This is a genomic window from Mycobacterium sp. P4_H6, from assembly GCF_056400845.1.
Genome location: NZ_JBFUKN010000090.1, coordinates 1 through 25,480 on the forward strand (window position 1 = coordinate 1; position 25,480 = coordinate 25,480).

The following is a 25,480-nucleotide window of genomic DNA, read 5'->3' on the forward strand; positions in this document are numbered from 1 at the left end:
CGGCGTCTTCGGCGGCGATACTGATGTCGGCGAGCAGCCCCAGCGACAGACCCCAGCCGACGGCTGGCCCGTTGATCGCCGAGATGATCGGCTTGTCCATGCTCAGCGTCGCCATTATGCGCTTGCGTTCGGTCTCCATGAGCACGATCGCGTCTTCGAGCGATGGATCCGGTTGTGCGACATCCATCCCTGTGCAGAATCCGCGGCCGGCACCGGTGATGACGGCGACTCGTGTCTGCGGATCTCGCTCGACATCGAGCAGTAGGTCACCCATCAATTCGAACATCGGCATGGTGAGCGCGTTGAGATGCTCAGGCCTGTTGAGGGTTATCAATAGAACGCCGTTGGGTTTACGCTCGATCAGGAACTCTTTCGGATAGCGGGCGAAGATGTCGTCGCCGTTGAGGTTGGTCATCACGCCTCACCCGCGCCGGCGCCGACACCACTGATTGCTGGTTGCTTGTGATTCATGTTCTCCTCGAATGCTTCTCGTTCGGCGTAATGTGCGGGTCGGGCGTCGCGAATATCGGCCAGGATGGCCTCGGGAGTGCGCGCTATTCCACGCGGATTCTTGAACTTCGGGATCACGTACTTCCCGAACAGTTCAATCGACTTCATGAGTTCCCTGTGCGGCAGGCCGTCGATCCGCATCACCAGTGAGTCGACTCCAAGGTCGGCGAAACGTTGGACCTGGGCAATGCAATCGTCGGGGTCGCCGACGATGAAACCGGACGAATCTTCGAACATGTAGCGTTCGTCGCCGAAATCCAGATGCTTTACTGCGCCCATGTATTGGTAATCGCTCGAGAGCTTCGAGAGTCGTTCGTAGGCGTCAGTGGACAGGCCGACTGTCTCCTTGAGTCCGCGCGCCCAGGTGCGGGCTTCCTCACGGGTTTCCGCGCAGTGCATGCCTCCGCCGATCGCTACCAGTCGCTCGGCCTGTACCGGATAGGTGTGCGTTGCCGAGGCCAGCGCATCGTCGTAGCGACGAATCATGTTCTCGACGAAGTCGAAGCCGAGGTAGAAGCCGCCTACGATCGCCCCGATCCCGAGTTCGGCTGCCGCGCAGACCGATTCTGGGCTGCCGGTAGCCATGTGGATGGGGGGATAGGGCGTTTGGATACTCCTGGGAACCAGACTGCGAGGTGGGATCTTGTAGTGTTCGCCGACAAAGGAGAAGACGTCGTTGTGCAGTGCGCGGCGGATCACTTCGATCCCCTCGAGCTGCTGCGATTTGTTCTCGGAAGGCGACACCTCGAAGGCGCGCAACGCGAGCGTGGTATTTCCCCGCCCGACACCGAGTTCGACCCGACCGTTGGACAGGACGTCTTCGGTGGCCAACCGCTCGGCGACGCGGATCGCGTGGTTGATGCGTGTCGGAAGCAGGGTGACCAGGTGAACAAACCGAATCCTGCTGGTCAGGGCCATCAGGTATGGATACAACACCTCAGGTGCGGACGTGCTGGCGGTGCCGATGGCCAGATGCTGTTCTGAAGTGCCGAACGCATCGAAGCCCACCTCCTCGGCGAGGAGCACTTCGTCGATGAGTTCACGATAGCGGTGCTCGTACGAGGCGCCAGGGGCTGTCTCACCCTCGCTCATGAATATGAACCTCATGCTTTTTATCTCCTTCCAAYGTGAATCGACATTAACGTAAGGCTCGGTCGCTTCACTGTCAACCCTCGGACGATTTATGCGCCCTGTAGCCTTGTTGTACAGCGATATTGGTGAGGCGCAGGCGCCCGGTTGCAGTCCACGGCCGCGCTTCCTGATGTTAACGTAGTCGCCTCTGCATAAACATGCAGACGGAAGGGCAGGCGCTTATGGCAACGTCGGCAGCATCCATCGGGACTGATGCCCCGCTCATGCGGACGAGTGATCCGCATCCCCGTGGCTCGCGCCGGAAGCTGCTTCTCGATGCTGCCGCCGAGCTGTTCCTGCGCCACCCGTACGACTCGGTTACGGTCGGCATGGTGGCGACGGAGGCGGGTATTTCCGGCCCAGGTCTGTATAGACACTTCCAGAACAAGCAGGCGTTGCTCATCGCGGTGGTCGAAGAGGGGCTACAGGAGCTTCATCGGTTCGCTCGGGCGACCGCTGCCGCGGAATCGGATCCTGGCGCCGCGCTGGCGGCAATGGTCGACCTTCATGTCAGATCGGTGATAACCGGCCCGCCGAGAACGCTGATCTTCCTGAAGAACGAGCACGCCGTTCCCGTATCGGATCAGCGACGGATTCGACGTGAGATGAACCTATATGCGCACGAATGGATTCTGGTTGTCCTCCGGCTACGCCCAGACCTGTCCGAACCACAGGTCCGCCTGTTGACGCAGGCGGTGTTCTCGATGCTCAACTCGGTGGCGACTTTGAACAAGGGACTGGACCAAGAAGAGATCGTCGTGATGATGTCGACCGCGTCGATTCGAGCGCTGACCGGCCTCGGATAGAACTGGACAGGTGCTGGTCGGAAATGCACTCGTCGCTGTCCGGTCGGCTCTTCCAATATCCCAATCACCCTCTGGCACTCCAAATTTCCAGGAGGAAAGGCGGTTATGCTGGTTGCTGACGCCCGTGTCCTCTGGAGCGCAATGAACCCACGCGGTGTGCCTGTATGGCCGGCCGCGGGCAAACAAAGGAGMCATCGTGAGTGTTCTCGATCTGTTTCGACTCGACGGCAAGGTTGTCATTGTCACCGGTGCATCCTCGGGCCTTGGGGTGGCATTCGCGCAGGCGATGGCCGAAGCCGGAGCTGATGTCGCACTCGGCGCACGCCGCATCGATGGGCTCGCCCGCACCTCGGAGCTGGTTTCTGCGGCTGGCCGTAAAGCGTTGCCTGTGCGCACGGATGTCGCCGATCCGGCTTCCTGCCAGGCTTTGGTGGACGCAACCGTGGCCGAGTTCGGCAAGGTCGATGTGTTGATCAACAATGCTGGTGTCGGCACCGCGGTGCCGGCTACCCGCGAGACCCCGGACGAGTTCCGCCGGGTAGTCGATGTCAACCTGCACGGGTCCTACTGGATGGCGCAGGCCTGCGGTCGGGTCATGCAGCCTGGTTCATCGGTCATCAACATCGCCAGTGTCCTCGGCATCACCACCGCCGGTCTGCCCCAGGCTGCCTATGCCGCGTCGAAGGCTGCTGTAATCGGATTGACCCGTGACCTCGCACAGCAGTGGGGGTCTCGCAAGGGAATCCGCGTCAACGCACTCGCTCCGGGATTCTTCCGATCAGAAATGACCGACTCCTACAAGCCCGGTTACCTAGACGCTCAGATGCCACGGGTGATCCTCGGCCGCACCGGTGAACCGGTCGAGCTGGCCGCGACGGCCGTATGGATGGCCTCGGCCGCCGGCGCTTTCGTCACGGGGCAGACACTCGCAGTCGACGGTGGTCTGACCATCACCTGATGGTGTTAAGTGACCTGGGGGCGGGTCCGCTCAAACGCCGAATGCGCCGCAGAGTTTCGTGGTTTCGACAGCGGCTACAGCGGTGAGACCTTCGGAGCTCGTACCGCCAGCACAAGCATGAGGGCGACAACCGCGATGGCACCGGAGAGGCCCCACGAAATGGCGAACCCGCTCCATGGCGGTGGCGCCCCTGCATCAACTCCGTCGACGGTGAGGACAGCGCCGGATACCTGAGCGCCGATAGTTCCTGCGACTGCCTGGATCGCGAAGTTGAGGCCATTGAACTCAGTCACTTTGTCCGCCGGCACACCGGTCACGACAAGATTCAGTGATTGAGTCATCGATACCGCTATACCGAAGTTGACCAGCAATGTGGAGACCAGAATGATCACGATGCTCCCTCGCTGTCCGACTACAAGCATCAGAACAGCGCCACTCAGGATCCCGATCGGGCCGATCGACGAAGCGAACCTGGAGCCGATGACTCGGTCCAGCACGGAAATCAGCGGTGCCATCAGCCCGATCATCATGGTGAATACCAGGATGACGGAAGTGACAGTCGCCGACTGGCCCAGACCGTAGCCGGTTGACTCGGGCAGCTGGGTCTGAATAGGAACACTGATGAGAGTCGCGTTGATGCAGTAGCCGGCGAGGAACATCAGTCCCGAAGCCGCTACGACGGTGAAACTGCGCATCAGCCGGAGGTCGATGAGAGGGTCGTCAACTGTGAGTTCGAGGCGAATGAAGAACGCAAGCCCCACGAGCCCAGTCGCGAAGAGCAGGAGAAGCTTGGGTGACAGCCATCCCCAGCTCGGCGCGAAGGTCAGTGCGAGCAGGATGCACGCGAGGCCGAACGCCAACAGGACACCACCGGCGACATCGATACCCGGCCGCTCCCTGCCGGCCTTCACTGAGCGAGGAACGAACGCCCAGACTGCCGCCATGCACGCAATCAATGCAATGAACGGAACCCAGAACAACCATCGGTAGGACAGGTGGTCAGCGATTGGCCCGGCAACCATCGTTCCGACGGCCGTACTGCCGAAGATCGCTCCGACCAGAATGCCGTTCGCCGACTTGGTTCGAGCTTCGGTCTGGGTGTCACGAATGATGCCAAGAGCCAGCGGAACGGAGCTCAAGCCAACGCCCTGAAGTAACTGACCGATGATGAGCATCTCTATTGACACCGATAGGGCCGACATCAGTGTCCCTATCGAGACGATCGTGAGCACGCCGAGAAGGGCTCGGCGTTTGTCCCAGACCTCGCCCAGTCGGCTGACGATGGGCGTCGCGATGGTCCCGGTGAGAAGTACGCCTGTGATTACCCAAGAGATTGTCGATCCGGGAACTTGGAATTGTTCCTGCAGGATCGGAAGCGCCGGTGGAGTAACAGACTCGTTCAAACCCTTGAATGCGGCTACGCATGCGATCACTGCAGCAAGAATCGCGCCTGCGCGTGCGCGCTGGTCAGCGGATGCAACACGCGAGGGGGCATGGGAATCGCGTAGAGACATAAAGCTGCTCCTTTTCCAATGGTATGCAGATCTGCGAGGTCGTGGCTGCTGAGTTGACCCGGGTACGGTCGGTTGTTCTGACGCTGAGGAGTAGGCGGTGTCCGGTTGTGCGGTAAAGCTTGCGGCGCGGTACCGCTAACGGGATCTGCCACGACGACGCGGCCCGGCTGCTCCAGGTATGGCGCGTCGGATCAGTGACACGGCGAATGTGTGGGATTCGTCTGTGCGCGTTGAGAAGTCGTCGGAGACCGAGTCTCTACTTGCCGTAGCCTCCTGCGATTCGGGGATATTTCTGTAGGTTCTTCCGCCGCCTGCTGTCGCGTGCACCTGGCCGCGGCCTACGAGGCGCTGTCCGCAGCGAACCCTCGGCGAGGTAGCACGAACGCCGGCTCGCCGTCGAACGTCGACCTGCCGCGGCCGGTTGCTCTGCGAATGTGACTCAACATTAACCTAGGCACGTTGTGTGACGTTGTCAACACTGTGTTGCCGGGATTCCCGGATCTGTGCTGAGTCTTCACGTACATGGGCGATATAGCAGTCATTTCGTTCCCTGCTCCACTGATGCATGCCGACCATTTGACCTTGATTCCGGGTCGGCCCCATTCCTTATGCGTTAATAACTGTTAACTTTTAGCTGCGGGTAATCGGTCTGTCCCGCTGGTCGTCTCCGTCACTGCCGCGGCCGGTGCCCCTGCCGCCAACCATTCCGAGGTGACTGCGCCATGACCCACAGCAAGCCGGCTCAGAGCAACGTGTCCGCGGCGACCACCGAAGCGGAGATCGCCGCGGGGAACCCCGCGTAGAAGGCCAGGTGTGTGATCAACGCTGATATCTCGTCCGTGGTCAGTCCGTTGTCGACACCGCGCCGCAGGTGTGCCCGCAGTTCGTCGGGTCGGTAGAGCGCGATGAGCGCACTCAGGGTGGCGATGCTGCGGTCGCGAGGGCTCAGCCGATCGTCGTTCCAGACTTTGTTGTAGAGAGGCGAATCGACGAGATCGGCCAGCTCTGGAGTGAATTGCCGAGCGGCGCCGCGCGGGGATTCGTTGATGTCAGGCACGAGAAGGCTCCGTTCATGTTGGTGTTGGCCGTTGCCAACGAGATTGGCGGGCTCACCGCGTCACCGCTGTACCGAGGCCCACGCGGAGCAGTGCCGTCTGCATCTCGGGCGACGACGGTCAACAACCAGATCACCGCGCGCCGCTGGTGCGCTTCGCGCGGAAGACGACGGGTGCAACGCTGCCCGTGGATCAGTCACCTCCCTCTGCGTGGTGGATCTGCGCCGAGACATCCTCGCCGACGAGATCGGCGTGCAGGAATGCTCCGGATGTCGGCAGGCGCAGGTGTAGTTCCGAGGCGGTGCTGATGGCGATGTGCCCGGCGTCCAGGGTGAAGTCGAGGACGTGACCTCCGCTGGTGCGTTCGTCGTCGAGGAAGTGCAGGTGATAGCCGGCCACCGAGATGCCCTGCTCGAAATCCGGTGTGCGGAAACCGACGAGAACACCATTCACGTGGTCGAATGTCTTTTCGGCCTGACCGTCGCTGGCCTCGGTCAGCGGGGGATAGGGCGGTGTCTGGGCCCTGACGGTGCGGGTGCGCACATTCGAGAGCGCACCGGTGACCCGGACCGCGTAGATCAGGTTGGGGCTCTCCACCGTCCGATCGATCAGCGCAAGAACATCCGGCCGGCTGGTGGGGACGTCGACGGTGCGGGTGGTGCTGTGCGTGAAATGGGTGACCGCCGCGAACGGCGAGCGGTCGGTACGGTTCGCCACGGTCGCGCTGCCGTCGGCCCGCAGGTGGTAGCACACGCCGTCGAGGATGATCATTTCGCCATCGAGACGGTTGAAGGTGCCAAGGCCGAAGTCGCCGTGGCGCAACAGTTCCTCGATGGTGATGTCGCCGTCGTAGACGCCGTCCAGCAGCGCGCTCATGGTCGAGGACTGGAACACCTCAGCACTTCGCGGATCGCCGGTAACTGTCGCACTGTGGTGGGCGATGACCTTGCGCGCCCATGTGGCGAACTGGTCGAGGGGGCCGTGTCGTGACGTCATGGGGTTGCCGTCACTCGAAGCTGTCGTCGTGCAGGTGCGCGGCCAGATGTGTGTTCCTGCTGTAGTCGACGGGGACGTCGATCACCGACGGCCCGTCCTCGCCGAGGGCCTGCGCCAGCGTGGAGGCGAACTCGTCGAGTGAGCCGACCCGGTAGCCGCGGGCGCCGAAAGCTGCTGCGTAATTGGTGATGTCGTAGTCACCCAGTTGTACGCCCGACTTGCGGCCGTACTTGAGGACTTCTTGGAAGCCGACCATGTCGTAGGTGTTGTCGCGCAGGATGATGTGAGTGAGGTTGAGGCCCAGTCGCGCCGCGGTTTCGAGTTCTTGCGCGGAGAACAGGAACCCGCCGTCCCCGGAGATGGACACGACGGGTGTGCCGGGACGCACCAGCGCAGCTGCCATCGCCCACGGCAGCGCTACGCCGAGGGTCTGCTGGCCGTTGGAGAACAGCAGACGCCGGGGTTCGTAGACCCGAAAGTGTCGCGCCATGTAGATGTATACCGAGCCGACGTCACAGGCAATGGTGGCCTCGTCGTCGAGGTGTTCCCGCAGCGCCAGCACGACGGCGGTGGGGTTGAGTCCCGCTGTCGTGGCGGGTATCGCGCGTTCGGTGGTGTCGATGTCGGTCAGCGACTGACGCTGACGAGCGATGTCGTCGACATAGGTGTCGGCGAGTGTCATTCCGGACAGCAGCCGGGTGAGTTCGACCAGTGTGTCGGCGATGTTGCCGCGTAGCTCGCTGACGGGCTGATAGTGGATGTCGATGCCGGCGGGCAGGGAGTCGATGTGGATGACGGTGCGGGCCGGGTCGTCGTTCCACAGGCCCGGGTCGTATTCGACGGCGTCGTAGCCGATGGTGATCAGGACATCGGCTTGGGAGACGAGGATGTCGCCGGGTTGATTGCGGAACAATCCGACGCGTCCCAGGTAGTGCGATTCGAGGTCTCGGGAGATGACGCCGGCGCCCTGGAACGTCTCGACGACGGGTAGCTCGGTGGCGGACACGAGAGCGCGCACCGCTTCGCAAGCCTCGGGTGCCGCACCTCGAACGCCCACCAGGAGGACCGGTCGTTTGGCGGCCGTGATGAGGTCGGCGGCCGCGCGGATCCCGGTGATGGGGGCGCCGGCCAATGCCGGTACCGGGTGTCGCGTGGTGATGGCTGCTGCAGTGGGGGCACTGAGCACATCGGCGGGAAGCACCAGCGCGGCGGCGCCCTGAGGCTCGGTGAGCGCGGCGCGAAAGGCGCCGACAGTGGCTTCGGCGGCGTTGTCGGCGTCGTTGACCTCGCCGGTGTGTTTGGTCACCGTCGTGAGGAACGCGGCGGCATCCATCGACTGGTGGGTCCGCTTGAGTCGATCTGCCCGGCCCACGGCGCCGCACAGGGCCACGACGGGGTCTTGCTCGGTGTTGGCGGTGAGCAGTCCGGTGGCCAGGTTGGTGGTGCCAGGACCGGAGGTGACCAGCACGACACCTGGTGTGCCGGTGAGTCTGCCGATGGCACCGGCCATGAAGGCCGCGTTCTGTTCGTGGCGACACACGACCAGTTCAGGCCCCCCGTCGACCAGGGCGTCGTAGACGGCGTCGATCTTTGCCCCCGGCACGCCGAACACGTAGGGCACCTCGTAGGCGGTGAGCACGTCGACGATGCGCTGGGCGCTGCGGGTGGAGCGGTCGCTGGTCATGTGTCGTCCTTCGTCGTGTGAAGTCGAGGTGCGGGGGCGTCCGTGACTACTCGGCGTGTCGGCACGCGCTGCTCGCCGAGACATGTTTCTAGGAGTCGACTGCAGCCTCGCGTGGACGGTGCCGATGCGTCCAATTGGTTCTTCGACGCGACTCCATAGGCGAGACCTATGCGTCCGAATCCGTTGCGATGCTGCGTGACCGGGGTCGCCGATCCTCGGCGGCCAGCTGGAATCACGTACACACGTGGCCCGAAGTCTCCTCCACGTTCACCGTGGTGTTCCAAAGCGCAAGGAACGCACGCAACGGCGCTGACGCGGGAATGTCGTTGCGCCAGATGAGCATCTTCTCGAATTCGATCTGCGGGGTGATCTGCCGGATGGTGAGGCCGCAACCAATGAGGGCGGGATCGCAGCGGGAGCTGAGCGCCACTCCGAGCCCTTGCTGGGCGAAGGAGACCTGCAGGCGCACGTCGTTGGCCGCACAGTTGACCAGGACCTCGGTGCCGGACGCTGCCGCGACCCGGTCGATATTGGCCCGCAACGCGCTGGTGCGCGGGTAGGTGATGATCGGGTGGCAGGCCAGCTCACTGAGTTCGAGTGGGTCACTGTTGCCGAGCGGGAACGCACAGGGGTCGAACACCGCGACGATCTCGTCCACGAACAGCGGCGAGGTGCTGATCGAGGCCGGTAACGCATCGGCGGGCCGGGCGATCACGGCTGCGTGCAGCTGGTTCTGCAGCACCATGTCGAGCAGTGGCTTGCTGGTGGCCTCGGAGACGACGATATCGATGCCGGGATACTCGTTCCGAAGCGCGCCGAGCAACATCGGGGTCGTGGTGTGTTCCACACCCCCTCCCGTCCCGATCCGAAACTCGCCGCGTAGCAAACCGGCGCGTGCGGAGAACTCTGCCTTGGCGTCGTTGGCGGCCTGAATGCACATCCGTGCATAGGGCAACAGCACCTGACCGGCGTCGGTGAGGGCCGTGGTGCGCTGGGTCCGGTCGAACAGCGCCTCGCCGAGCTCGCGCTCCAGCCCCTGTATCTGCGCGCTGATCGAGGGTTGGGTGATGAAGCACTTCTGGGCGGCCCGGGTGAACGAGCCCTCGTCGGCCACGGCGACGAAGTACTCCAGGGTCCTCAACTCCATGAACCGACACGATGCCCGATGATCATGACTGGTGGCTACTCATACGGCAAAGTTTCCTGGTAGCGGGGGGTCACGATGCTTCTGCAGGTTTGCCGACGCGTCAGCCGAGGGCTCTCACGATGTCGCGGATCGTGTCGACGACCACGGCGGGCTGAGACAGCATCACCAGATTCGAGGAGTTGACCTCGCGGATAGTGGCACCGGCACGCTCGTAGCCGAAGTGCTGCACCTGCGGCAGGATGCTGCGATCGGCCGTGCACAGGACCGCCCAGGTCGGGCGAGCCCGCCAGGCCGCCGTCGTGGCGGGCTGGGCAAACGCAGCGGCGGTCACGGGCCGCTGCGACACGGCGAGCACCGACGCGACCCCGGGATCGACGTCCGCGGCCAGCACCGAGGCGAACTTCGAGGAGTCCACCGACACGTCCATCCCGGCGGTGGAGTGCTCGGTGGCCGGAAACGGCGTCTGAATCAGTGCATCGGGAAGGTCGGAGTCAGGGAACCGGCCTTGAAGCTGCGCAACGCTTTCACCCTCGGTCAACGCGTATCCGGCGAGGTAGAGCAGCGCCGCGACGTTGGACGCGGTGCCGGCCTCAGTGATGACCGCTCCACCATAGGAATGGCCGACCAACAGCACCGACCCCGCGATCGTCTCCACGAAGGCGCGAACCAATGCAGCGTCTCCGATCAGGCTGCGGTTCGGTACGGCTACGGCGACCACCGGGATGCCGGAGTCCAGAAGTCCCTTCGTGACCGGCTGGTAGGACGAGGCATCGGTGAAGGCTCCGTGCACGAGAACCACGGTCGGGGTGGGCATCACGGACACGCTCCGATGAACGACGAGGGAACGATCACATCGTGATGGGCCAATTCGGCGGCGTCCAATCGTGTTTGGCGATGCGGCCATAGGTACAGCCAATCCAGATCCCCATCGGCGGAGCCGATGGAAGCCCGTGACGATTCCTATTGGACGTCGAACTGGGTGAGACGTGAAACTTCGAAGAACCCATGAAGCTGCCGACGCTCGGTGGTCCGCAGGCAGCCAAGMGCACGCCGCGTTCGAGATGACTCGTCAATCGACGAGAGAAGGAAGAGTCAGATGAGCGTCACCGTGATCGAGTACGTTCTCGGCAGACTGCACGACATCGGTGTCAACGACATCTTCGGCGTACCAGGGGACTACGCCTTCCCTCTGCACGACGCCATCGTCGCGCATTCCGACATCAACTGGATCGGCTGCTGCAACGAACTGAACGCCGGCTATGCCGCAGACGGGTACGCGCGCATTCAAGGCGTGGGTGCAGTCACCACCACCTACGGAGTAGGGGAACTCAGCGCGATCGGTGCGGTCGCCGGTTCCTACGCCGAGAACCTGCCGGTCTTCCATCTCGTCGGCATGCCCACCCTGGCCACCCAAGCCAATCGGTCGATGGTGCATCACACCCTGGGCAACGGAGAATTCGACCTGTTCCGGTCGATGGCCGACACCGTCACCGGCGCCAGCGCGATCATCACCCCCGCCAACGCCGTCGCCGAGACCGAACGTCTCATCGCTGAAGCCCTCTACAACCGGCGCCCCGTGTACATGGCCCTGCCCTCCGACGTCGTCGACAAACCGATCGTCGCACAATCGGACCCCTTGCCCGTGCCCGTCAGCGATTCGACGGCACTGGGGGCCGCGACCGACGCCGTGGTCGGTGCGTTGGAGGCGGCGTCGACGGCGTGCGTCCTGCCCGGCATCCTTCTGGACAGGTTGGGTCTGCGCGACACCGCTCGGCAGTTCGTCGAGGCGGCGGACCTTCCGTTCGCGACCATGTTCGCCGACAAGTCCGTCCTCGAAGAAGAACACCCCAACTACATCGGCATCTACGACGGCCAACTGATGGACCCGGCGGTCCGCGAGTTCGTCGAAACCTGCGACGTCGTCGTGGCGTTCGGCACGATGGCGACGGACTTCAACACCGGCGCCTTCACCTCCAACCTCGACCTTCACAAGATCGTCAAGATCGACCTGCACAGCACGCGTGTGGGGTTCACCGTCTACCAGGGCGTCGAGATGGCCGACCTCCTCCGCGCACTGGCCGGGCGGTCGTGGAGTACCCGGCAGCGAGGCGGTCCCCGGCCAGAGCAACTGGGTCCCGTGTGCGGGTCCGGTGCCGATCCGATCACCGCGGCAGCGTTATACCCGCGATGGGCAGACTTCGTGCGGCCCGACGACATCGTCATCGCCGAAACCGGCACCGTATCCATGGGTTTGGCGTTCGCGCAGCTCCCACGAGGCGCACGGTTCCACAACCAGACCCTGTGGGGCGCCATCGGGTGGGCCACTCCGGCAGCACTGGGGGCGGCCGTCGCCGCACCGAACCGCCGGCTCGTCTTGTTCACCGGGGAAGGCTCCCACCAGCTGACGGCACAAGAAATCGGCCAGTTCCACCGTCTTGGCTTGAAGCCGATCATATTCGTGCTCAACAACTCCGGTTACCTCATCGAGCGGATGCTGTGTACCGACCCCGGCATCGCCTACAACGACGTCGCGCCGTGGAACTACACCGAACTCCCGCACGCACTGGGATGCGACGACTGGTTCACCCCGCGGGTGAGTACGTGCGCCGAACTCGACGCCGCGCTCACGACCGCCGCCGAGGGCACCCGCGCCGCCTACATCGAGGTGATGACGGGGACCTACGAGGTGCCCCCGCTCGTCCAGAAGCTGCACGAGAACGTCAAGACCCTCTACAACACGGGCTAGCGAGAGGCGTGTCGATGGGAAGCCGCGGGACAGCTGCTCCGTGATCTCCGACGTTGCCGTCATTACCGCTAGCCGGAAGTGGCAACTGCCGCCACCGGGCTGTCGACCAGTACGCGATCGGAGTTGGCTCGAGTCACGACATTCGGCCGGCACAACAGAAGGGGATCGACATGACCACCCGCGTGATCGTAGGAATAACAGGGGCCAGCGGCACGGCGTACGGCGTGCGCCTCCTGGACGTGTTACGCGAAGAGCCGGACGTCGAGACGCATCTGGTGATGTCCCAATCTGCGCGTAGGACTTTGCATTACGAACTCGACATGACTGTCGGCGAGATCGAGGAACTCGCCGACGTCGTGCACAAGCCCAACGACATCGGCGCCTCGATCGCATCGGGATCTTTTCGTGCCCACGCCATGGTCGTCGCCCCCTGTTCGATGAAGACCGCAGCAGGCATTGCGACCTCCTACTCCGACAATCTGCTGCTGCGCGCCGCCGACGTCATGCTCAAGGAACGACGCCGACTGGTTCTGTTGGTTCGCGAAACGCCGCTGCACCTCGGACACCTGCGCATCCTCACCCAGCTCGCCGAGATCGGCGCGATCATCATGCCCGCGGCACCGGCCTTCTACCAGCGGCCCGAGACGATCGACGACCTGATCGACCAGACCGTGAACCGTGTCCTGGACTTGGCCGACGTCGAACTGCGCCGGGACCTCTTCCCCCGCTGGACCGGCGGACAGCCGGCACCCGATGCGCACCACGAACCCGAACTCGTCCGCCCCGTCCACTGACCGCCGATCCCGACTCACCAGGAGCACACCCACATGTCTGCACACGTCGACCGCAACAAGATCCCCCGCAGCTACCGCGAGTACCTCGCCCTCATGAAGGACATGGGCGAACTCGTCGAGATCGATGACGAAGTCGACTGGAACCTGGAGATGGGGGCGATCTTCCGCCACTCCGCCGAAACGTGCGCTCCCATGCCCGTGTTCAACCGCGTCAAGGACACCGCGCCCGGATTCCGTGCCGCCGACTGGGGCATGGGCAAGAGTGGTCACCCCACCCAACCCTGGCGCCGACTCTCCGCCATGCTCGGATTGCCCCCCGAGACACCCCTGATGGAGATCCAAGCCGCCTACATCGAGGCCAAGGAGAACGGTCGCTCCTACCCGCCCAACGTGGTCGACGCCTCCCAGGCACCGTGCAAGCAGAACAAGTGGACCGGCGACCAGATCGACCTCAACAAGATCCCTGCGCCGCTGGCCCATGACGGCGACGGTGGCCGATACCTGCAGACCGCGGGCCTCAACATCGCCAAGACCCCCGACGGGAAATGGACCAACTGGTCCACCAATCGCGCGATGATCCTCGACGCCCAGACCATGACGGGCCAATGGTGGCCCAAGCAGCACAACGGGATGATCTGGAAGATGTGGCGCGACGCGGGCAAGGACATGCCCTGGGCGTGCGCACTCGGCGTGAGCCCGGTCGCCTCGACCCAGGCTGCCTCTCGCATACCGGCCTGGGTCGACGAATACGACATGGCCAGCGCACTTCTGGGCGCACCGCTGGACATGGTGAAGTGCGAAACCAACGACATCCTCGTCCCCGCCGATGCCGAGATCATCATCGAGGGCGTGATCGAATACGGCACCCAGGAACCCGAGGGACCTTTCGGCGAATACCCCGGCTACCTACCCGACGAGACCACGATCTTCCCCCGCCAGAAGGTCACCTGCGTGACGTTCCGCGACCAGCCGATACTTCCGATGTCGATACCCGGGGTGCCGATCGACAACTGCCACGTCACCATGGGATTCTTCATCTCCTCGGACTCGGTGGTCACCCTGCAGAAGGCCGGCCTGCCCGTCATCGACGGCATGTACCTGTTCGAGGCGGCCATCCTGTGGTTTGTCATCCGCGTCCCCAAGGATTGGCACAACCGGACCGGCTGGACGCTCGACGAGTTCATGAACCGTCTGGGCAACACCTTCTGGACGGACCACGTGGGCGACACCGTCACCAAGATCCTCGTCGTCGACGAAGACATCGACCCCTCCGACGTGAAACAGGTGGTGTGGGCATTCGCGTCGCGCAACCATCCCACGTTCACCACCTACCTGTTTCCCGAGTTGCGGGCCTTCGGTGACGGCATCGAGTCCTACCACACCACCCGCGAGCTGTCCGAGGACAAGGGAACCTCCCTGGTCATCTACGCCTGCCTGGAGAACGCCGACCGGGTCGGACGACCCGAGAAGCGGGTGATGTCCTTCACCGAGAACTACCCCGAACCCGTCAAGCAGAAGGTCCTCGACAACTGGGAGCGCTGGGGCTTCACCACACCGTGACGTGCGGGCCACACCACGAACGGCGCTGCAGCTAGCCGGTAGAGCACATGTCAGGCCACCAACCATCGGAGATGGCGGACGGCACTGCCGACAGACGTCGCGTGCTCGGCAAGAGTAGGACTCACCCGCAGAACGCATCAATCGACGAGGAGAATCGCTCATGACAACGTCCCCGGCACGCAGCCTGCACTCCGCCTCCCTGCTCGACGGCGAGATCGTCGAGGAGTCCGACCTGGGCTCGATGCGCCGCGTCACCGCCGACAACCTGCCGATCCTCAACCGCCTGTCCATCAAGCGGGTTCTGCTCAACCCCGGCGCCATGCGCACACCGCACTGGCACGCCAACGCCAACGAACTCACCTACTGCGTCTCGGGCACCGCACTGGTCTCCATCCTCGACAGCGGCAGCAAATTCTCCACCTTCATCGTCACCGCCGGCCAGATGTTCCACGCCGAATCCGGCTCCCTGCACCACATCGAGAACATCGGCGACGACGTCGCCGAATTCATCATCGCCTTCCGCAACGAACGCCCCGAGGACTTCGGCTTCGGCGCCACCCTCGGGGCCTTCTCCGACGCCGTCCTCGGCAACACCTACGACCTCCCCTCGGCCGATTTCGCCAAGATTCGTCGCACCACCCGCGACCACAAACTCGCCGCCCGCATCGGCGACCCCGCCATCCCCGCCGCCGCGCACTTCAACGACCCCCACAAGTTCGACGTCGAAGCCCAAACACCCGGACTGAACTACGTCTCGGGCAACGCCCGCTTCGCCCGCGACCAGTTCTGGCCCGCCCTCAAGGACATCTCCATGTACTCGCTGCGGGTCACCGAGGACGGCATGCGCGAACCGCATTGGCACCCCGTGACCGCCGAGATGGGCTACGTCAACCACGGCGACGCACGGATGACCATCATGAATCCCGATGGGACGCTGGATACCTGGAACCTCACCACCGGCGACATGTACTTCATCCCCCGCGCCTACCCGCACCACATCGAGAACACCGGCACCGACCCCTGGCACTTCCTCATCTTCTTCGACCAGCCGTTCCCCGCCGACATCGGCTACCGCGCATCCGCGAGTGCCTACTCCCGCGAGGTCCTCGCCGCCACCTTCGGCACCCACATCCAGGACCTGCCGCAGTTCCCGTTCACGCCCGCCGATCCGCTGATCGTCAGCCGCACCAATCCGGTCGATGCCCACGGCGTCGGACAAGCCGGATAGCACCGTGGGGCAGCACCCGACCGACACCGGGTCGGCGACGCCGGTCGCGGCCGTGCGCCGCGGCGGGGTGCGGGACGTCTTCGGTGTACCTAACTACCGGCGGTTCGTATCGGGACAGTCGCTGAGCCTGATCGGATCCTGGGCCGAGACCATTGCACTCGCACTGTTGGTCCTGCAGTTGACGCGCTCGCCCCTGGTCCTCGGGCTCGTCATGAGCACGCGATACCTCCCCGTGTTGTTGGCGACGCCCTACGCGGGATTGATCGTCGACCGCAGCGACAAGCGGCGTGTTCTGACGTTGACCAATGCGGTACTCGGTCTGACGTCACTCGGGTTGGGGTTGTCGGTCCTGATGGGCACGATCGCGCTGTGGCAGATCTTCCTGGCGGCGGCGGTCTTCGGCGTCATGACCGCGCTGGACAACCCCGCGCGAATGGCGTTGATTCCGGAACTCGTTGACACGCAGCTTCTTCGGTCGGCCATCACCATCAACAGCATGATGGCCAACGTGGGACGGGCCCTGGGTCCCGCCGTCGCGGCTGGGCTGATCCGCTGGCACGGCCTCGGGTGGTGTTACCTGTTCAACGCGCTGACCTTCGCCCTGGTGGTGGCCGCACTCGCTGCCCTCGACGGTCGTCAGTTGCACAGGACGGCACCCACCGGCCGCGGCAAGCGCCAGCTGCGCGAGGGACTGGCCGTGGCCCGGTCGAACCGTGACATCGCAGGACCCCTGGTCATGATGGCCTTCGTCGGCACGCTGGCCTATGAGTTCGAGACCAGCCTGCCGGTGTTCGCGGAGCAGACACTCAGCGCGGGCGTCGACGGATATGCCTGGCTGACGACGGCATTCGGGGTGGGCTCCGTGTTGACGGGTCTGCTGATCGCACGATGGCCCATCACGGGGCTGGAACCGATGATTCGTGTGACCGTCCTCTACGGCGCAGCGATGCTCCTGTTGACCGTCAGTTTCGAGCTGCCGGTAGCGCTGGTGTCCGCAGGGCTCGTCGGCGGTGCGAGCATCGCCTTCCTCACGACGGGCAACAGCACCATCCAGCTTGCGGCGCCACCGCAGATGCGCGGCCGCGTCACCGGGTTGTGGACGACGGCGTTCATCGGGTCCACTCCGTTGGGCGCCGTGATCATCGGTGTGGTGGCACATCGTTTCGGCGGACACGCCGGCCTGGCCGCGGGAGTGATCGGATGTGCACTGGCGGTGATTCTCGGGACCGTCGTACATCGCCGAAGCGAGCCCGAGCGCACCGACGAGTCCGGTAGTCGCTGACCACCGTCGGTGCCGCGGGGGTTCAACGCCATCGATCACGTCACCCACCCCGGCCAGGCGTTCACTGCAATGGCTCGGGTGTGAAGGTGACGTCGACATCGCCCACGGTCATCGTCACCTGACCTTCCATCACCATCACCTGCGCCGAGACCCGTCGATCGACAGTCTGGGCCAGCTGCTGCACCGGTGCGTGCGGGATCTGCACCACCGACAGGTTCGGCAGCCCGGCCACTTTGGGGCCGACGGTGCGCCACCAGGTTGCCACGCCAGCGGCGAACGGGAACAGCAGCACCTGGTCGGCTTGGCCGGCCGCCTTGCCCAAGGCGCGTTCATCGGGCTGGCCGACGTTGATCCACTCCAGGATCCGGCCCGTGTAGTCCGCGAGCCGCAGGTCCGGGACCCCCGGGGTGGACAGGCCGGCCCCGAACGTCAGCTCACCGTCGACGTCGCTGAGTCGGTGTGCGCGCAGCCCAAACGCCAACAAGCGCACCACCATCCGCTCATCGGTCTCACTGGGATGACGGGCCACGGTCAGCGTGTGATCGGCGTAGTAACCGTGATCGACATCGGAGACGCCAAGCTCGACTTTGAACACTGTTGCAGAAAGGGCCACGGCCTAGTGTCCACCCTGGTGGTGTTCTGCGGGCAGGCAGGCCGCTTCATGTGGTCCGGCCGCCGCGCTTGTCGCTGGATCGAGTCGCCACCGCACCGGCGTATCAGCCCTGATGCACCGCGCCCTCAGGCCGGGCTGACCTGGCAGGGAACGCCGTTGATGGCGTGTGTGTTGCTCGGCACGTCGATGACGTCGGTGGGATTGAGCAGGTTGCTGTTGACTCCGGGATGGCGGTACGCAACGGTCAACGTCGTGCCGTCCAGCCCGTGACCCCAACCGTGGGGGAGCGACACCACCCCGGGTCTGACCTCGTCGGTGACGTCGGCAGTCACCGTGACGGTGCCTTCGGAGGTGGTCACCTGCGCCATGGCACCGTTCTCGACACCGACGCGCGCCGCGTCGGCGGGGTTGATGAGCAAGGTGCAACGATCACGTCCCTTCATGAGCGCAGGGACGTTGTGCAGCCAGGAGTTGTTGGACCGCAGATGCCGTCGGCTGATCAACACCAGTTCGGGGGTTTCGCGCTCCATCCGCGACAGCAGCCGGGGGATGTCGCTGACCAGGTGCTCGTGCAGCAGTTCGACCTTCCCCGAGGGCGTGGTCACGCTGGTATCGAGCCGTCCCCCTTCGAGTTCGGCCAGGCGCAGCCCATCGGGATGGCGGCGGACCTCTGTCAGGGTGAGGCCACCGGGCCGCTCGCCCAGCTGGTCACCCCACGGTCCCACCCGAATTCCCAAATCCATCAACCGTTCTGGTCCCTTTCCGATCAGCGCGGTCATCACCTGTTCGGCGTCGCGTCCCGTCAGCGGGTTGTTCGGAGTCGCGGACATGGTGGCCACCATTCCGCCCACGTAGAGGTCGTCGAGCGCGGCGATGTCGACCTCCGGCACCGGCGTGCCGAACATCGCGCCACCGAGTCGCAGCAGTAACTCCCATTCACGGGGACGGTCCGGCGCGGGTTCGAAGACCGGCTCCGAGTACTTGACGCAGGAGGCGACCGCATACATCCAGTACAGGTCGTCCAGATGGGGAAGTTCCAGGGGCGAGCAGCCCGGCAGAATCACATGGGCATGACGGGTGGTCTCGTTGAGCCAGTTGTCCACCGCAATCAACGCGTCGAGTCGGCCCAACGCGGCGGACAGACGGCCGGCACCCGGCGCTGACACAGCGGGATTGCCAGCCACCGTGATCAGCGCGCGCAACCGGCCTTCGCCGGGGGTGTCGATCTCTTCTGCGAGGCAGCCGACCGGGAAGCTGTTGAGCACCTCGGGCGCTCCCCGGACGCGGCTGCGGTAGCGCCCGAACCGCCAACCCGGCCCGTCCTGGTCGGGCGGCTTGGCGAACATCGGCGACCACACCGCCGGTTTCGCGAACACCGCACCGCCGGGACGGTCCAGCACACCGAGCGCGGTGTTGATCACGAACACCAGCCACGTGGTCAGCGTGCCGAATTCCTGTGTACAGGCCCCAATTCTGCTGTACAGCACCGGGTGCTCGGCACGCGCGAGGTCATCGGCCAGCCGGCGGATCGTGCCGGCGTCGATGCCGGTGGCGGCGGCGACCCGCTCGGGCGGGAAGGGCTCTGCCATCGCGATGATCTCGTCCAGCCCGGAGACTTTCCCGCGCAGATGTTCGGGATGCCGCACCCCACCGTTCTCGGACAGGGTGCGCAGGATGGCAAACAGCAGAAGTGCGTCGGTGCCGGGTTGGATCGGGACCCACTCACTCGCGCGTTGCGCGGTCGTGGTGCGTCGCGGGTCGATGACCACCACGCGGCCGCGCCGGGCGACATCGGCCAGCAGTCCGGTGATGTCGGGCGCTGACAGCATCGATCCCTGTGAGGCAGCCGGATTGGCGCCGAGGATCACCAGGTGGTCAGTGCGATAGAGGTCGGGGATGGGGCCGTTCCACATGCCGCCGAACAGCAGGCTGCTCACCACGTTCAGGGGCCATTGGTCCATGGTGCCCGGCGAGTAGTACCCCTTCACGCCTGCTGCCTCGGCGAAGCCGATCAGCGCCCCGATATAGGTGGCCAGGTGGCTGTTGTGCGCAACGGGGTTCCCGACGTACACACTCAGTGCGCCGGCACCGTCGGCGTCGAGGGCGGGCCGCAGCACCCGTTCGGTCTCGGCGAGTGCGTCATCCCAGGACACCGCCACGTGACTGCCGTCCGGGCGACGGACCATCGGCTGCCGCAGCCGGTCGGGATCGGTGTGCAGGTGTCCGAGCGACACCCCTTTCGGGCAGATGTGCCCTCGGGACCACACATCGTCGTGGTTGGCGCGGATGCCTTGGACGTGGCCGTCGCTCACCGTGACGTGAAGTCCGCACATCGCTTCGCACAGCGGGCATGTCACGTTGTGGGAAGCCATGTCGTCTCCTGACCATCAGCACGCGAAACCCCTTGAGATCTCACGATGACTATCGATGTTGGCGGAATATCTGCGAATGCGTCGCGCCGGGTCAGCGGCCCTGGGCGCGTATATAGGTGTTGAGCACCTCGACCAATGTTCTGCGGTCCCTGCTGGTGTCGAGTGGTTGTGGGGAAACCATCTGGGCGAGCACGATTCCCCGTAACGTTGCCCAGATGAGGTTTCCGATCTCGGTGGTCTGCGGTGCGTCGAGATCCTCTCCGAGATGCCGGCCGAGCTCGGTGAATTGCCCCATGGTGTCGGACAGTTGGGCGTTGACCTCACTGTCGCGCGCCGCGCGGGTGGAGATGAGGATTTCCAGCGCGGCCATGGAGGTGGGGCTGGAGAACGCCTGCCACAGCGTGTCGACGACGACCTCGGTGCGGCGCTCGGCGGGCAGGTGCGCGGTCTCGTGGCGCAGTCTTTCGAGGGCCTCGGTGAGTTCGGTGATGCCTTGGTTGACCACTGCCATGAGCAGTCCGCCGAGATCGCCGAAGTGGTACTGCACCACTCCCCAGGTGAGGCCGGCGCGTTCGGTGATGCGCCGCACGCTGGGTGCGGCGAAGCCTTCGTCCAGGATGTAGCGCACCGTTTCGTCGATGACGGCTCGGCGTGTGCGTTCGGCGCGTTCCTGGTTGCCGCCGGGCGGCCGTCGGGGTGCAGGGGATCGTGCCATGCGCCTATGTCACCACATCGTGCCCGGTAGATGGTCGAGCGGTCGCRGCTCGTGGGCGGCGAGGATGCCGGTGGGTGCCCGGCACACCGCGTCGATGGCGTTGACCGCGCGGGCGGCGGTGGCGACGACACCGCCGATGTTGTGATCGACGCCCATTCCTCCGACATGGGTGTCGATCCTGATGCCGGGATCGCCCTCGACGGTGACGCGGTGCACGCCCGGCCTGCCGTCGGGGGGATAGGTCCACTCGGGAGCGTCGGCCGCGGTGAGTCGGTTGATGTGCTCCATGGTGATGATGACCTCGTCGTCGCGCACGCCTTCCACACCGAACCGGACCGCGGCGACGCGGCCGGCCGCGACGTCCATCATCGTGGTGGAGATCGGTTCGGGAGTAACCCATTTCTCGTGGCGCTCGCGTACCTCGTCGAGGCGCACGCCGAGGTCGCGGGCCAGGCTGCGTACCTGGGTTCCCCACATCGACGCCAGGACGCCGGGCGCGAAAAGGATCGGTTCATGGTCGGGCTCTGTGCCGAAACCGAAGCTGACGCCGGTGAATTCGGCGTCGTCATAGCTGCCGTACTCGCAAATCTCTTGGACGGTGATCGCGGTCGCGCGTCCGGCGAGGCTCAATGCCGAGTACACCAGGGTGTCACCGGAGAAGCCCGGATCGATCCCGTTGACGTACAGCGTCGAGTTGCCGGCCCGGCACGCCTGCTGCAGTGGTTCACGCAACCACGGGTCGGTGAACTCGGGTGCGACCAACCATACGAAGGATGTGCCTACGACGTTCGTCCCGGCGCTCAGGAAGCGGATCAGGTCAGCCATCGCCTCGTGTGGCCGTGTCTCCGCTTGGGAGGTGTAGACGACGCAGTCGGCCTGTAGCGCAACGAGTTCGTCGATGTTAGACGTCGCGGTCACTCCGGTGGGTGTGGCCACACCGCAGAGGTCTGCGGCGTCGCGCCCGACTTTGTCCGGCGATGCGGCATGGAGCCCGACGAGTTCGAGGTCCGGGCGCCCGATGATCGTCCGGAGCGCGTGGATTCCGACATTGCCGGTGGAGAATTGAATGACGCGGCGGGTCAATGTGTTTCCTTCAGAGGAGGTCGGTGATGGTCTTGAGGCCGGCGTCGTAGAGAACGCCGGGGAGCATGCCGCCGTCGATCTCGATGGTGGTGCCGTTGATGTAGTCCGCTGCGCCGGCGGCGAGGAACACACAGGTGCGGCCCACTTCGGCGGGTTCACCGCCGCGCTTGAGCGGAATGGGGTCGAAGTACTTCTCGCCGTGCGGGTCATCGGTGGGCAGCACGAAGGACCGGAAATTGTCGGTGACAGTGGGTCCGAGCGCCACACAGTTCACCCGCACAGCGGGGCCCCATTCTTGGGCGAGTGATCGTGTCATCTGGTTGAGGCCTGCCTTGGCTGCGCCGTAGGACACCAGGGTGGGCGAACCGGCGGAGTGGCTGGCTCCGCTGGAGATGTTGATGATGCAACCGGTGCCGTCCTGGGTCTTCATCTGCCGGTAGGCGCGGATGGCGAACCACAGCGGACTGATCAGGTTCATCTGCACGGCGAAGGCATGAAACAGCACACTGCGTTCATAGTCGTCGTCGCTGGCGGGGGCCCCTTGAATGCGGGAGACCAGGCTGGGAACGGCGTCCACCGACGGAGAAGGAACCGTGCCTCCGGCGTTGTTGACGAGGATGTCGACACGTCCGTAGGTGTCGACCACCCGGGTGACGAAGGCGTCGATGGCCCGGTAATCGGCTTGGTCGCAGACCATCTGCGCGGATCGCTCGGTCCAGGCCGAATCGTTCTCGGTACCGGGTAGGGCGTCCATCGGTGCCCGTGAGCAGCCGATCACCGTCGCCCCGGCCCGCAAGAGTTCGTGCGCGATGCCCACCCCGACGCCGCGGCTCGTCCCGGTGACTATCGCGACTTTGCCGTCCAGTTCGGCCATGTGGGCACTCATCTCTGTGCGTGCGGAAGTTGGGGCGGCAGCACGTGATGCATCGACACCGAAGCGGCCAGATCCGACATCCCAAAAGATTACATCTGTTATTTTTATCTGCGTGCGGAATCGGTAATCGAGGCGTACGTCGAAAGGGCAACGATGAGCAAAGTTCCGAGTCGACGTGCGCGCTTGGCGCACGCGGCAAAGCACGCTGAACTGGCGAATGCCGGTGCGCACCTTCTCCGGGTCGACGCCCCAGAATCCCGCCGAACCGATGCCTGATCCAACGAGACCCACGCTTCGGGTGGCCCAATGGACCACCGGCAACGTCGCCAGAGAGGCGGTGAAGGCGACGCTCGCGCGGCCGGATCTGAGTGTGGTCGGCGCTTACGCGCACTCACCGGAGAAGGTCGGTGTCGACGTGGGCACGTTGTGCGGGATCGGCCGTGAACTCGGTGTGTACGCAACCAACGACGTGAGCGCACTCCTTGCCTTGGCGCCGGATTGCATCGTCTACACACCCCTGCATTTCGAGGTCGCAGAGGTGCAGCAGATCCTGCGTGCTGGAGTCAACATCGTCACCAGTGCCGAGTTCCTGACGGGTTTGAATCTCGCCCCCGACGATCGAATGCTGATCGAGGCTGCTGCCCGCGAAGGTGGGGCCACCATCTTCGGCAGCGGGATGAACCCTGGATATGCCCAGATGATCGCCGCGGTATCGAGCGGCCTTTCCAGCAATGTGCGGCACGCCTCGATGACCGAGTCCGTCGATGTCTCGCAATTCATCGGAGATGCGAACTTTCAGTCTGTCGGCTGGGGACGGCCCAAAGGCGATCCCTCCCATGCGGATGACGTGCGCCGAGGGACCGTCGTTTTCGCTGAAGCAGTTGACGTGTTCGCGAGGCTGATGGGCATCGTTGTCGACGAGATCCGCTGCGATGTCGCCTTCGCCCACACCACCGAAGACGTTGTCGCGGACGGGGTGTCCCTGCCGGCCGGTCACGTGGGTGGAATGGACGTCAAGTGGTACGGAACACGCGACGGGCGTGAGGTCTTGGCGGTCAACCAGCGCTGGATAGCCACCGCGCTGCTGGAACCTGCGTGGACCGTTGAGCACGGATACCGAATCGACATCGCCGGTGACCCCAATGTGCATGTCAAGATCGACCTGATGCCGACGGCTGAAGATCTCGCTGAGCTGACGCCCGCCCGGATGCGAGGTATCGGCCTGCGCATCACCGCTGCCCCGCTGATCAATGCGATTCCGGCGGTCTGTGCAGCGGCACCCGGAATCGCCACCTACGCCGACATTCCGGTGGTAGCGGCCCGCTTGCTGAGCGCGACAAACGAATAGCCGCACCATGCCGACCTCGGCGCCGTAGTCCGAGGGGCCGGCAGCCCGCGACGAGTCAATCCGTGAGTTCGAAGGTCTTACGTAACTGCTTGTCGAAGGTGCGGCTGGGAACGGCCCGGCGCATGGCACTGAGCTGGCGCGCCTTCACGCCGGCCGGGTAGCGCAGCTTGGGTTTCTGATCGGTGGCGGCAGCCACGATGGCCTTGGCGACAGTCACGGGGTCCTCGCCGCCGTTGACCTGCTCTGCCACCACACCGTTGGCGCGGCTGCGCTGCCGGGCGTAGACGTCCAGCGGATTGTCCGGTGCCGTGGTGTTGTCGTCGAAACCGGTTCTGGTGCCGCCCGGTTCGACGAGCAACACCCTGATGCCGTGGCCGCGGACCTCGTGGTCGACGGACTCCGAATAGCCTTCGACGGCATATTTCGTGGCGCTGTAGGCGGCCATGTACGGGGCGGGCATGAATCCGAAGATGGAGGAGATGTTGATGATCCGCCCGCTTCCGCGGGCCCGCATGTGCGGCAACACGGCGTTCGTCATCCTGACGACGCCGAAGACGTTGATGTCGAACAGCTTCTGCTGCTGCGCGATCGAGTTCTCCTCGATGGCGCCGGCCAGTCCCATGCCGGCATTGTTGACCAGGATATCGATGCGCCCGAAGTCGGCGATCACGCCCTCGACGAGCGTGGCGACCGACTCGTCGCTGGTGACATCGAGGCCGCGGAGTGTCACGCCCGGGCGGGAATCCAGTCCCGTGGTGTTGCGGCTGGTGCCGACGACGTCGAAACCGGCCTCGACGAGACCCAGGGCGGCGAACTTACCCAGACCGGAGTTGGCGCCGGTGATGAGTGCGACGGGTCGCGATGATGGCATGTGATTCTTTCCTGACGTGGTGTGCGGTGGGTGGGTCATGGTGTTCTCAGCGGACTGTCGTGTGGCGCTGCGCGTGACCGCCGATGGGCCAGAGACTCCACGGCGCCCAAGGCGAGGCCGACGAGGGCAGTGGTGGCTCCGGCCGTGGCCAGCAGCACCCAGCCGGAGCGGATGGACGCGAACTCCGTGGGGG

General features: G+C 64.6%; 22 protein-coding genes. 8 read left to right on the forward strand and 14 right to left on the reverse strand.

All coding sequences use genetic code 11. The features are described 5' to 3' along the window. Window positions 1-415: enoyl-CoA hydratase/isomerase family protein (locus AC1DTF_RS26650; RefSeq protein WP_477476252.1), on the reverse strand; the 415-nt coding region annotated here is incomplete at its 3' end. Further along, window positions 415-1,617 carry an LLM class flavin-dependent oxidoreductase gene (locus AC1DTF_RS26655; RefSeq protein ID WP_057170560.1) on the reverse strand — a complete coding sequence of 401 codons (1,203 nt, stop codon included), beginning with the start codon at window positions 1,615-1,617 and terminating at the stop codon, window positions 415-417. The genes AC1DTF_RS26655 and AC1DTF_RS26650, both read right to left, overlap by 1 nt. A 182-nt stretch (window positions 1,618-1,799) precedes the next feature. Here AC1DTF_RS26655 and AC1DTF_RS26660 point away from each other — a divergent pair, with 182 nt between their 5' ends. Together AC1DTF_RS26660 and AC1DTF_RS26665 are read left to right on the forward strand one after the other, a co-directional pair. Then, window positions 1,800-2,447 (forward strand): TetR/AcrR family transcriptional regulator, encoded by a 648-nt coding sequence (locus AC1DTF_RS26660; RefSeq protein ID WP_082614478.1) that lies wholly within the window; start codon window positions 1,800-1,802, stop codon window positions 2,445-2,447. A 196-nt stretch (window positions 2,448-2,643) separates the two neighbouring features. Continuing rightward, entirely contained in the window at window positions 2,644-3,405 is a 762-nt protein-coding gene (locus AC1DTF_RS26665; RefSeq protein WP_057170559.1) for an SDR family NAD(P)-dependent oxidoreductase, read from the forward strand. 74 nt (window positions 3,406-3,479) lie between these two features. On the opposite strand, the gene AC1DTF_RS26670 is transcribed toward AC1DTF_RS26665, so the two are convergent. The 6 genes from AC1DTF_RS26670 to AC1DTF_RS26695 all read right to left on the reverse strand — a co-directional run bounded on the left by AC1DTF_RS26670 (window position 3,480) and on the right by AC1DTF_RS26695 (window position 10,615). Continuing rightward, complete coding sequence (locus tag AC1DTF_RS26670; protein ID WP_057170558.1) at window positions 3,480-4,919, reverse strand: MFS transporter; 1,440 nt, start codon at window positions 4,917-4,919, stop codon at window positions 3,480-3,482. Window positions 4,920-5,661: 742 nt separating this feature from the next. Then, window positions 5,662-5,976 carry a carboxymuconolactone decarboxylase family protein gene (locus AC1DTF_RS26675; protein WP_057170557.1) on the reverse strand — a complete coding sequence of 105 codons (315 nt, stop codon included), beginning with the start codon at window positions 5,974-5,976 and terminating at the stop codon, window positions 5,662-5,664. A gap of 190 nt (window positions 5,977-6,166) precedes the next feature. Beyond that, the gene (gene budA, locus AC1DTF_RS26680) at window positions 6,167-6,970 is read right to left on the reverse strand and encodes an acetolactate decarboxylase (RefSeq protein WP_082614477.1); all 804 of its coding nucleotides are present in this window, start codon (window positions 6,968-6,970) and stop codon (window positions 6,167-6,169) included. Between the two features lie 10 nt (window positions 6,971-6,980). After that, on the reverse strand, window positions 6,981-8,654 hold the full coding sequence (alsS, locus tag AC1DTF_RS26685; RefSeq protein WP_057170556.1) for an acetolactate synthase AlsS: 1,674 nt from the start codon (window positions 8,652-8,654) through the stop codon (window positions 6,981-6,983). Window positions 8,655-8,886: 232 nt separating this feature from the next. Continuing rightward, window positions 8,887-9,801 carry a LysR family transcriptional regulator gene (locus AC1DTF_RS26690; protein WP_477476253.1) on the reverse strand — a complete coding sequence of 305 codons (915 nt, stop codon included), beginning with the start codon at window positions 9,799-9,801 and terminating at the stop codon, window positions 8,887-8,889. A 100-nt stretch (window positions 9,802-9,901) separates the two neighbouring features. After that, complete coding sequence (locus AC1DTF_RS26695) at window positions 9,902-10,615, reverse strand: alpha/beta hydrolase (RefSeq protein ID WP_057170554.1); 714 nt, start codon at window positions 10,613-10,615, stop codon at window positions 9,902-9,904. Between the two features lie 282 nt (window positions 10,616-10,897). On the opposite strand from AC1DTF_RS26695, the gene AC1DTF_RS26700 reads away from it, so the two are divergent. The 5 genes from AC1DTF_RS26700 (at window position 10,898) to AC1DTF_RS26720 (ending at window position 17,411) form a co-directional block, all read left to right on the forward strand. Beyond that, a complete protein-coding gene (locus AC1DTF_RS26700) occupies window positions 10,898-12,547 on the forward strand; it encodes an alpha-keto acid decarboxylase family protein (protein WP_057170553.1) in 1,650 nt (549 codons plus the stop codon). A gap of 170 nt (window positions 12,548-12,717) precedes the next feature. Next, complete coding sequence (locus AC1DTF_RS26705) at window positions 12,718-13,341, forward strand: UbiX family flavin prenyltransferase (protein ID WP_057170552.1); 624 nt, start codon at window positions 12,718-12,720, stop codon at window positions 13,339-13,341. A gap of 33 nt (window positions 13,342-13,374) precedes the next feature. After that, entirely contained in the window at window positions 13,375-14,901 is a 1,527-nt protein-coding gene (locus AC1DTF_RS26710; RefSeq protein ID WP_057170551.1) for a UbiD family decarboxylase, read from the forward strand. A 160-nt stretch (window positions 14,902-15,061) separates the two neighbouring features. Next, a complete protein-coding gene (locus tag AC1DTF_RS26715; protein ID WP_057170550.1) occupies window positions 15,062-16,129 on the forward strand; it encodes a cupin domain-containing protein in 1,068 nt (355 codons plus the stop codon). Continuing rightward, window positions 16,101-17,411 carry an MFS transporter gene (locus tag AC1DTF_RS26720; protein ID WP_057170549.1) on the forward strand — a complete coding sequence of 437 codons (1,311 nt, stop codon included), beginning with the start codon at window positions 16,101-16,103 and terminating at the stop codon, window positions 17,409-17,411. Before AC1DTF_RS26715 ends, AC1DTF_RS26720 begins: the two co-directional genes overlap by 29 nt. A gap of 61 nt (window positions 17,412-17,472) precedes the next feature. On the opposite strand, the gene AC1DTF_RS26725 is transcribed toward AC1DTF_RS26720, so the two are convergent. The 5 genes from AC1DTF_RS26725 to AC1DTF_RS26745 form a co-directional block, all read right to left on the reverse strand. Next, on the reverse strand, window positions 17,473-18,024 hold the full coding sequence (locus AC1DTF_RS26725) for a YaeQ family protein (protein WP_057170548.1): 552 nt from the start codon (window positions 18,022-18,024) through the stop codon (window positions 17,473-17,475). Window positions 18,025-18,149: 125 nt separating this feature from the next. Continuing rightward, a complete protein-coding gene (locus AC1DTF_RS26730; RefSeq protein WP_057170547.1) occupies window positions 18,150-20,396 on the reverse strand; it encodes a molybdopterin-dependent oxidoreductase in 2,247 nt (748 codons plus the stop codon). Window positions 20,397-20,487: 91 nt separating this feature from the next. Then, window positions 20,488-21,111 carry a TetR/AcrR family transcriptional regulator gene (locus tag AC1DTF_RS26735; protein ID WP_057170546.1) on the reverse strand — a complete coding sequence of 208 codons (624 nt, stop codon included), beginning with the start codon at window positions 21,109-21,111 and terminating at the stop codon, window positions 20,488-20,490. A 9-nt stretch (window positions 21,112-21,120) separates the two neighbouring features. After that, entirely contained in the window at window positions 21,121-22,194 is a 1,074-nt protein-coding gene (locus tag AC1DTF_RS26740; RefSeq protein WP_477476254.1) for an NAD(P)H-dependent amine dehydrogenase family protein, read from the reverse strand. A gap of 10 nt (window positions 22,195-22,204) precedes the next feature. Continuing rightward, window positions 22,205-23,068 (reverse strand): SDR family NAD(P)-dependent oxidoreductase, encoded by an 864-nt coding sequence (locus tag AC1DTF_RS26745; protein ID WP_477476255.1) that lies wholly within the window; start codon window positions 23,066-23,068, stop codon window positions 22,205-22,207. A 538-nt stretch (window positions 23,069-23,606) separates the two neighbouring features. Here AC1DTF_RS26745 and AC1DTF_RS26750 point away from each other — a divergent pair. After that, window positions 23,607-24,416, forward strand: coding sequence for a dihydrodipicolinate reductase (locus tag AC1DTF_RS26750; RefSeq protein WP_477476256.1), 810 nt, complete (start codon window positions 23,607-23,609; stop codon window positions 24,414-24,416). A gap of 55 nt (window positions 24,417-24,471) precedes the next feature. Here AC1DTF_RS26750 and AC1DTF_RS26755 read toward each other — a convergent pair whose 3' ends face one another. Further along, window positions 24,472-25,287, reverse strand: a complete 816-nt coding sequence (locus AC1DTF_RS26755) for an oxidoreductase (protein WP_477476257.1) — start codon at window positions 25,285-25,287, stop codon at window positions 24,472-24,474. Between the last annotated feature and the right edge of the window lie 193 nt (window positions 25,288-25,480).

Excerpts from the sequence above, each read along its gene's own strand:
- AC1DTF_RS26655 (WP_057170560.1), bottom strand. The coding sequence starts at position 1,617 with ATGAGGTTCATATTCATGAGCGAGGGTGAGACAGCCCCTGGCGCCTCG.
- AC1DTF_RS26660 (WP_082614478.1), top strand. The coding sequence starts at position 1,800 with ATGCAGACGGAAGGGCAGGCGCTTATGGCAACGTCGGCAGCATCCATC.
- AC1DTF_RS26670 (WP_057170558.1), bottom strand. The coding sequence starts at position 4,919 with ATGTCTCTACGCGATTCCCATGCCCCCTCGCGTGTTGCATCCGCTGAC.
- budA (WP_082614477.1), bottom strand. The coding sequence starts at position 6,970 with ATGACGTCACGACACGGCCCCCTCGACCAGTTCGCCACATGGGCGCGC.
- alsS (WP_057170556.1), bottom strand. The coding sequence starts at position 8,654 with ATGACCAGCGACCGCTCCACCCGCAGCGCCCAGCGCATCGTCGACGTG.
- AC1DTF_RS26690 (WP_477476253.1), bottom strand. The coding sequence starts at position 9,801 with ATGGAGTTGAGGACCCTGGAGTACTTCGTCGCCGTGGCCGACGAGGGC.
- AC1DTF_RS26695 (WP_057170554.1), bottom strand. The coding sequence starts at position 10,615 with ATGCCCACCCCGACCGTGGTTCTCGTGCACGGAGCCTTCACCGATGCC.
- AC1DTF_RS26700 (WP_057170553.1), top strand. The coding sequence starts at position 10,898 with ATGAGCGTCACCGTGATCGAGTACGTTCTCGGCAGACTGCACGACATC.
- AC1DTF_RS26705 (WP_057170552.1), top strand. The coding sequence starts at position 12,718 with ATGACCACCCGCGTGATCGTAGGAATAACAGGGGCCAGCGGCACGGCG.
- AC1DTF_RS26710 (WP_057170551.1), top strand. The coding sequence starts at position 13,375 with ATGTCTGCACACGTCGACCGCAACAAGATCCCCCGCAGCTACCGCGAG.
- AC1DTF_RS26715 (WP_057170550.1), top strand. The coding sequence starts at position 15,062 with ATGACAACGTCCCCGGCACGCAGCCTGCACTCCGCCTCCCTGCTCGAC.
- AC1DTF_RS26720 (WP_057170549.1), top strand. The coding sequence starts at position 16,101 with ATGCCCACGGCGTCGGACAAGCCGGATAGCACCGTGGGGCAGCACCCG.
- AC1DTF_RS26730 (WP_057170547.1), bottom strand. The coding sequence starts at position 20,396 with ATGGCTTCCCACAACGTGACATGCCCGCTGTGCGAAGCGATGTGCGGA.
- AC1DTF_RS26735 (WP_057170546.1), bottom strand. The coding sequence starts at position 21,111 with ATGGCACGATCCCCTGCACCCCGACGGCCGCCCGGCGGCAACCAGGAA.
- AC1DTF_RS26745 (WP_477476255.1), bottom strand. The coding sequence starts at position 23,068 with ATGGCCGAACTGGACGGCAAAGTCGCGATAGTCACCGGGACGAGCCGC.
- AC1DTF_RS26755 (WP_477476257.1), bottom strand. The coding sequence starts at position 25,287 with ATGCCATCATCGCGACCCGTCGCACTCATCACCGGCGCCAACTCCGGT.